Source organism: Vibrio sp. OPT46, from assembly GCF_015163535.1.
Lineage (GTDB): Bacteria > Pseudomonadota > Gammaproteobacteria > Enterobacterales > Vibrionaceae > Vibrio > Vibrio alginolyticus.
On record NZ_JADDYG010000691.1, the window covers coordinates 1 to 246 of the forward strand.

1 protein-coding gene is annotated in these 246 nt (G+C 43.9%); it reads right to left on the bottom strand.

Translation table 11 applies throughout. From position 1 onward, the window contains the following. Positions 1-138 precede the first annotated feature (138 nt). Positions 139-246 (bottom strand): DUF3081 family protein (locus IQR33_RS25335; protein WP_193844164.1); only part of this gene is annotated, 108 nt, incomplete at its 5' end.

The following is a 246-nucleotide window of genomic DNA, read 5'->3' on the forward strand; positions in this document are numbered from 1 at the left end:
ACCTAGTTCTCGCCTTTTTCTAGCAGTAGGCGAAAGCTCGTTTGACTTTACTGAGCGAGCAAGACAAGCTCATTTCTTCTCCTAAAGCCCAAGGGGGCATTCTCCCAAGGGCTTTTTTAATATTTGGGTGATGACCGTTTACTTGGCGAGCGTCGCAATCTTTTTCAGAAAGCTCTCTTTCAAATGCTCTTGGTCATATTCCAAGTGATAGGTGTTGTGGAAGCCAATTTTTAGCTCAACACCATT